Origin of the sequence: Fulvivirga marina, assembly GCF_016775155.1 — a bacterium.
GTDB classification, from domain to species: Bacteria; Bacteroidota; Bacteroidia; order Cytophagales; family Cyclobacteriaceae; genus Fulvivirga; species Fulvivirga marina.
The window spans coordinates 21,920-28,961 of record NZ_JAEUGD010000045.1 but is presented as its reverse complement, the minus strand read 5'-3'; the positions used below and the strand labels follow the sequence as shown (position 1 = coordinate 28,961).

The window sequence follows — 7,042 nt, the reverse complement described above, 5'->3', positions numbered from 1 at the left end:
AGTCTTTTTCATCTTCTAATAAAAAGAGGCCACCCTGATTACATCCGGTATATTTAACGACTTTGCTTACGAATTCATGAGCCAGTTCGTCCGGGTTGTCATTAAACTGACGAATAATCTCAGTTATTTCGGCTATACCTTCATTGATGAACTTCTCTGAAAGATCTCGCTCACGTCCTTTGAGAAGGTTATCTTGCATTTTTATAAGAGATTGTCCAAGTTTATCCTCATCGTTAAAACTGTACTTATGCTTCACCTCTAAATTGCCGGAACTTATAGCCTGGGCAAAATCAACATTATGCATTTCAATTTCCTTTTGAATGGCTAAAGATGCTTTTTGAGAAGTTATAGTTTTAGTGTCTTTGCCAAGATTTTCAGCCCAGTAACCACATATAGCGTAAATGACCAATACTTGCGCTATATGCCACAAATAGGTAACTAAACCATTTTCTGTTGCCAATTCGTTAAAATGATGTTCTGCGAATAGAATATGAAACACAATAGTGAGTATTGCAAGTGGCAACATTATATTCCAATACCGATATGTAATCAGTAACGTTGAACCTATTAAAAATGTAAAATGCATATCAAATAGTCCTTGAATTTGATATATAAATAAGGAAGGAAAAACAGCAAAGATGCCACTCAAAACATAGTGATGGAGCCTTCCTTCTGGTTTAAGCCACTTTATAGTAAGATAGGTTGCTATTGAGAGGCCCCCAACGCAAATAGAAAGAACATATGTGTCATGAAAAGGGGCTAAAAAAACACTTAATAGGAAATAACAGGCAAGTACATAGTTCATCGCTCTATCAGAAACCTGATGTATTTCTGTCATAACATCCGTAAATGCTCTTTTAGAATCTTTTCTTGCAATAGTATTTTCCTCTTTTGTGATGGATTTGTAAGTCATAAAAATTCAATACTTGATTGTATCACATAATTTAAAATCAGAAGATGCCTTGCCATACGCTTATGGTGAGCATAGGGCATTTTTATCGCATAACTTTAGGCATCAATTCACCACTATATTTCTTTATTAGAGACATCATGATTTTTAATGAAAAGCTCTGAACTATTCCAATCAGCATAGTTCAAATTCTCCCTTACATTTTGAATAATATCTATAAGGCTGTTTTAATTTTCATCTGTTTGCCGTATAAACTATGTTTAGTTTACTGTCATATCCGGATGATATCGAACCTTAAAAACAGTACTTTTAGTGAGGCATCAAATATTTGATAAAGCCTTTTTAAGGTAGGAACTTAAACCCGACCAGAGCTGTCGAAATAGGTCATTTACTGTCAGAAAAGGACATTGCCAAATTGTCATAATGTAAGATGCTTATTTTTAATCACTTACATTTTACCTTTACAGAGTGGCTAAAAGATTTTATGAATTAAGTGGCGATTATTCATAACTTAATCTGCTTCATTCTGAATAAGTGCATCAGCGCTCTTGCCTTCAAAGGCAGGTCGGTTGATAACGAAACACTTATGAATATAACTTTCTTGAAATCTATAAGGCACTATCTTAATAAGACGAGCATATTAACTCAATGAAACTCAAAATACTCGCCAGGCTTTTTGCCAAACCTGTCCTCAAATTGCCTGGAGAAACGTGTAACATGTTGTATGCCTACTGAATAAGCCACGGCCGTAACATTAGTGTAGCGTCGGCTTTCCAATAATTCACGAGCCATATTCAGTGCTATTTCTTGTTGATACTTTTTGGGAGATAATCCTGTTATTTTACTTATTTTCCTTCTGAACTGGCGTTCACTCAGATGAAACTGATCGGCTAGTTTTGAGATATTAAATTCCTCATTCTCTATCTCCTTTCTAATAACCGACTCTACAGCTTTTATCCATACCACCTCATTGTTACTAATATTTAAAGCATCTTCATCATTATGCTTATTGTAATTTTCAGGGGCGGTAGGGACAAGTTCTTCTTGCTGCCACTGTTTGCGTGCTTCTTGCCTGACCAACAAGTTACTAACCCTCGCTAATAACTCCTTGGGAGAAAAGGGTTTGGAGAGATAATCGTCTACCCCCAAAGTGAGCGCTTCAAGCTTAGGCCCTTCACTGTACAATGCAGTGAGCATGATTACAGGAATATTCCGATATTTATCACTGTCTTTAAGATGTTTTAATAATACATAACCATCCATTTCTGGCATCATTACATCAGATATAACGATATCAATAGCCTCTTCTTTGAGTATTTGAAGGGCTGCTTTACCATTGGGAGCCAGGCTTGTTATGTACTTATCATTTAGCAATCCCTGCACAAACTGCTGCATGTCTGGGTTGTCTTCTACAATAAGTACGTTGTGGTGCTTTTCCCCTGCTTTAGGCTGCAATTTTGAATGAGCTAAACTAACACTTTCTTTCTCATCTTTTAACATCATTTTCTCCAAGGCCGGTGGTTGTACTGGTACATAGGGTAAATTGAGAATGAAAGTGCTTCCTTTCCCTTCCTCACTTTTCACAGTTAATTCCCCTCCCATTAATTTGGTGAAATCCTTGGCGAGGGCCAGTCCTATTCCGGTGCCTCCCAGTAAAGGTGCACCGGGTTGTTTGCTCTGATAAAAACGTTCGAATATGAAAGGTAGATCAATGGAAGAAATACCTTTGCCTGTATCACTTACTTTAATAATCAGCCGGTCATCTTCACGTGTTGCGGTCAACTGAATTTTTCCGCCAGAAGGTGTATGCTTTAATGCATTTGAAAGTAGATTAAGCAATATTTTCTCCAATTTTAGAGCATCTATAAGTAACCAATCATTGGAGAGCTGATCATAATACTGGATATATGATACTCCCAAGTGAGTGCACAAGTCTTCAATATAGGATGCTACCCTATTGAGTAAGGCTTTTATGGCAACTGTATCATTATCCACTTCAAGTTTATTAGATTCAAGTTTGGAAAGATCCAGAATATCATTTACCAGGTTCTTAAGCTGTTTGCTGTTACGCTCTATCACTTGTAACGTTTGTAATTCAGTAGGGGTAAAATTCTCTTCTTTTGAGTTGAGTAAACCTTGAATAGGGCCATTGATTAATGTGAGCGGTGTACGTAATTCATGAGAGATATTGGCAAAAAAGCGTGACTTGACATGATCAAGCTCTTCTAATTCTGCTTTTTGTTTTGCGATCTCTTTATGTTTTGCTTGTAAAATAACATTGATATTTTTCTTGTTTACATAACTACGGTGAAAAGCAAAAATAACGACCACCATGGTAAGTAAAGCACCAGCAATGAGATAAATCAGCCAACGCTGTCGAGCTAGGGACTGAACCTGTTGGGCCTCCTTTTGTTGATTAATAATATGTTTTTCTCTCCATTTTTTTTCGTATGCATATTGCATTTCCTTTTGAGCAATTGTTTTGGTTATGACATCGCTAAAGAGAGAGTCGTTATAGGCATGATAAACCTCAAATGTAGTTAATGCTTTTTTCATTTGCCCTGTTGCTTTGTACAATGGGTACAGGTATTCTGACGCTGTTTTTAATGCCAATCTGTTTTGTGACTTTTCCGCATGTATTGTGGCTTTTTCAAGCGACTCGATTGCCGCAAAAGGCTGTTTTTGCTGTTGATAAACCCTGCCAATTTCTACATAGGCGAATGCTAATGTAGTTGCTTCGTTGCACTTGCCTGCTTGTTGTATGGACTTGTCTAAATAGTATAATGAAGAATCTAATTTTTGAATGGAGCGGTACGTACTGGCAATTGTCAAAAAACAATTACCTAAACTACAACTATCGCTTAACTGCAGATAATTTTCTAATGCTTGAAAAGAATACGTTAATGCTAGTTTATACTCCCCTTTCTCTGCTAGTAACTTACCTAAATCGTTTTTAGTTTGAGCTATCCCGGATGTATGGTGATTTATCTCATAAAAATAGAGTGACTCCTCAAGGTACTCCAATGTCTTATTAACATTTTTCTGTGTTTGATAGACTCCAGCTATTTGGCCATAGACTTTAGCCATTCCCAAAGTATCATTAACCTCTTCGGATATTTGCAATGCATCAAAGTAAAAGTCAAGCGCCTTGGGAAGCTGAACTTGTGATTCATACCAACTGCCTATGGATTGAAATGCCTCTCTTAATTCTCTAAGCGCGTTATTTTCTTCATAATATTTGAAAGCATGATCGAAATATTTAAAAGCTGAGTCTTCTTCGTAGTTTTTGAGGTGTATCAGACCTATTCTTTTTAGGTCATTAGCCATATTGGTTTTGTCACCTAATGCTTCGCTCACTTTTAAGCTTTCATTGTAAAAGAAAATTGCAGAGTCATAGTTACCTAAATCTTCTTGAATGGAAGCGATATTGCTCAATGGGTAAATCACCCCCTGCTTATGTTCAATTGCTCTAAACTGACCTAAACTTTTTTTGTAAGCAGAAAGAGCTGCTGAACGATTTCCTTGCTCGTTGTGAACGTTGCCTATATGATTTAGTACATAAGCCAAATTTTGCCTGCCATTATTTTCCTCATTGATCTCTTGGCTACATGTAAAATAGGAAAGTGCCTGGGTATAGTTGCCTTGATTATAATAAAGAAGTCCAATTCTGGTTAGCATTTCGGCTACTGTAAGATAATGTCCTTCTGCTTCAAACATTTTCAAACTCTGCGTGTAGTTAGAAATAGCTTTTTTATGTTGACCTTTTTGAGCATAAATACTCCCCAAATCAAGCAATAATAAGGCAACCTTATTATTAATACCGAGTTCTTCATAGCTTTTTAAAGCTTTATCAAAAAAGTCAATAGCTTCAGCATGATTTCCCTGATAGGAGTGAATATATCCCAGGTTTCTAAAATATGCTGCCATGCCATTTTTGTCCCCTAACTTTTTATAAATAACATAACTATTATTATAAAAAGCCTTGGCCTTGTCATAATCACGTTGAATATGATAACTCTCGCCTATATTACTTAGAGAAATGGCTAGGCCCTTGTCGTCATCTAACACAGAATAGATTACTACAGCTTCTTCATAATAATGTATAGCTGTGTCATATTTCCCTTTATACCAATAGAGGTCACCCAGAAATCTGAACGTTTCCGCTGTTACGGTTTTTATATCTTTAATTTTACTTTTTGCTAAAACCGTTTGATAAATACTCAATGCCTTATCATAGTGCCAACCCATGTAATAGTTATACCCTCTATAAAGCTCAAGGTGTAGCACAGCCTCTTCGTTTTTTAACCTATGGGCAAGGCTCTTCCCTCTTAATATATAATGTTCAGTGGCAGCTGAGTCTACCTGGGAAAGCATAAGGGAAAGTGTCTTGCAAGCATCTAAACGAATTGTATCTGGAGCATTGCCTTCAAATACTCTTTTTAGACTGTCAATTTCATCGCGATCTTGTGAATAAGCTACAGTAAATTGAATGCTAATCAGTAAAAATAGAAGAAACGGTTTCATTACGCTCAACTTTAGGGATTTAAGAAATTTGAATAACGGCAACCTCATATTTCAGTAAGCATAACCCACATAGAATAATTTCGTTTAAAAACATGCTTGTAAAATAATGCCTGCCGAAAATCTTACCAATCAATAAGGGATATTAACTTCCCCTAACATCAGAAAAAGTCCGATTTTGACATTCTGTGGCTGTAAATGACAGCACATGACTGATTTCAGCACCTGATGGCTGTTTTTGACTGTTTAAAAATATTTAATCAATCTAAGATTGTGATAGTTAAAATAATTTTAAACCAAAATTTACCTATCATGAAAAAATTAATTCATTGGAGTGGAGCTTACTTTCTTCCACTATGCGCTCTTATCATTCGAGAGAAATCAGCGGGGAGGGCATAGCCATTGCCATATTGGATTCAGGCTTCCCTGGTGTAGATAATTCAGCTCCTTTTGAAAAAATACGAAATGAAAATAGAATTAAATACTGTTATGATTTTGTGGAGAATGAAGAGGACGTTTATGATGATCATAGTCATGGTACAAAGGTATTATCTACCATTGCCGCCTTTCAGGAAGGTGAGCTGATTGGAGCCGCTTTTGGGGCAGATTTTTATTTGTTCGTCACAGAGGATGTGCATTCTGAGTTTCCTGTAGAGGAGTTTTTCTGGCTGGTTGCAGCCGAAAGTGCTGATAGCCTTGGGGTAGATATTATTACTTCATCCCTCGGGTATAGTACATTCGATAACCCGAAGTACGATTACTCCATGAAAGATTTGACAGGTGATCGTTCTATTATTTCCCTGGCGGCAGATTTCGCTGCCTCTACGGGCATACTGGTTGTCTGTAGCTCAGGAAACTCCTATGACCCTTGGGGGCTTAAACTTCATTCGCCAGCAGATGGAGATTCGGTATTAGCAGTTGGTTCGGTAAACGCAAATGAAGACTTATCTTACTTTAGTGCCCGGGGACCTACTGCAGATGGACGTATCAAACCAGATGTAGTAGCATTAGGTGAGCAGACAGTAGTGGCCAATGGTTTTGGGTATATTGGATCTACAAGTGGGACCTCATTTTCAGCGCCATTAGTTGCCGGGTTAGCGGCATGTGTATGGCAATCATTTCCTCATCTGAATAACATGGAAGTACTTGAGCTTATTAGAATGGCTGGCAATCGTTATAATGAGCCAGATAATGGTTATGGCTTTGGTATCCCTCACTACAATAGTATCATGCGTGCAATTAACTCGGAGAATCACTTGAATGATCCAAAACGAGTTTCTGTATTTCCTAATCCTGCACGGGGGCAGGTAAATTTCAAATTCACATTATCAAGTACAGTAAATGGAAAACTTGAACTATACAACGTTATGGGACAACTTGTTTCTGTACTTTCAAAGGGGCAAATGTTAAAAGGCACCAATCACGTCACTTTTGATGTTTCTGATTTAGAAGCGGGAATGTATTTATTCCGCTTACAAACTGGTGCGGGAGAGCCTGTTTCCGGCAGGTTCATTATAAAATGATATTGATTGAGAATAGAACGAACCATACAAGTTACTTTATAATATGAGACAGGTCCACGCTAAAGAGTTGGTGAATATTAAATTTCTT

3 protein-coding genes are annotated in these 7,042 nt (G+C 37.1%); 1 reads left to right on the top strand and 2 read right to left on the bottom strand.

The features are described from left to right. Window positions 1-913: hypothetical protein (locus JMN32_RS14880; RefSeq protein WP_394369178.1), on the bottom strand; the 913-nt coding region annotated here is incomplete at its 3' end. A gap of 642 nt (window positions 914-1,555) precedes the next feature. Continuing rightward, window positions 1,556-5,434, bottom strand: coding sequence for a tetratricopeptide repeat protein (locus tag JMN32_RS14875; protein WP_202857142.1), 3,879 nt, complete (start codon window positions 5,432-5,434; stop codon window positions 1,556-1,558). A gap of 353 nt (window positions 5,435-5,787) precedes the next feature. Here JMN32_RS14875 and JMN32_RS14870 point away from each other — a divergent pair, with 353 nt between their 5' ends. After that, a complete protein-coding gene (locus tag JMN32_RS14870) occupies window positions 5,788-6,954 on the top strand; it encodes a S8/S53 family peptidase (protein WP_202857141.1) in 1,167 nt (388 codons plus the stop codon). The last annotated feature ends 88 nt before the right edge of the window (window positions 6,955-7,042 follow it).

What these genes read in the sequence shown, in the direction of transcription:
- JMN32_RS14875 (WP_202857142.1), bottom strand. Translation starts at nt 5,434, where the DNA reads ATGAAACCGTTTCTTCTATTTTTACTGATTAGCATTCAATTTACTGTA.
- JMN32_RS14870 (WP_202857141.1), top strand. Translation starts at nt 5,788, where the DNA reads ATGCGCTCTTATCATTCGAGAGAAATCAGCGGGGAGGGCATAGCCATT.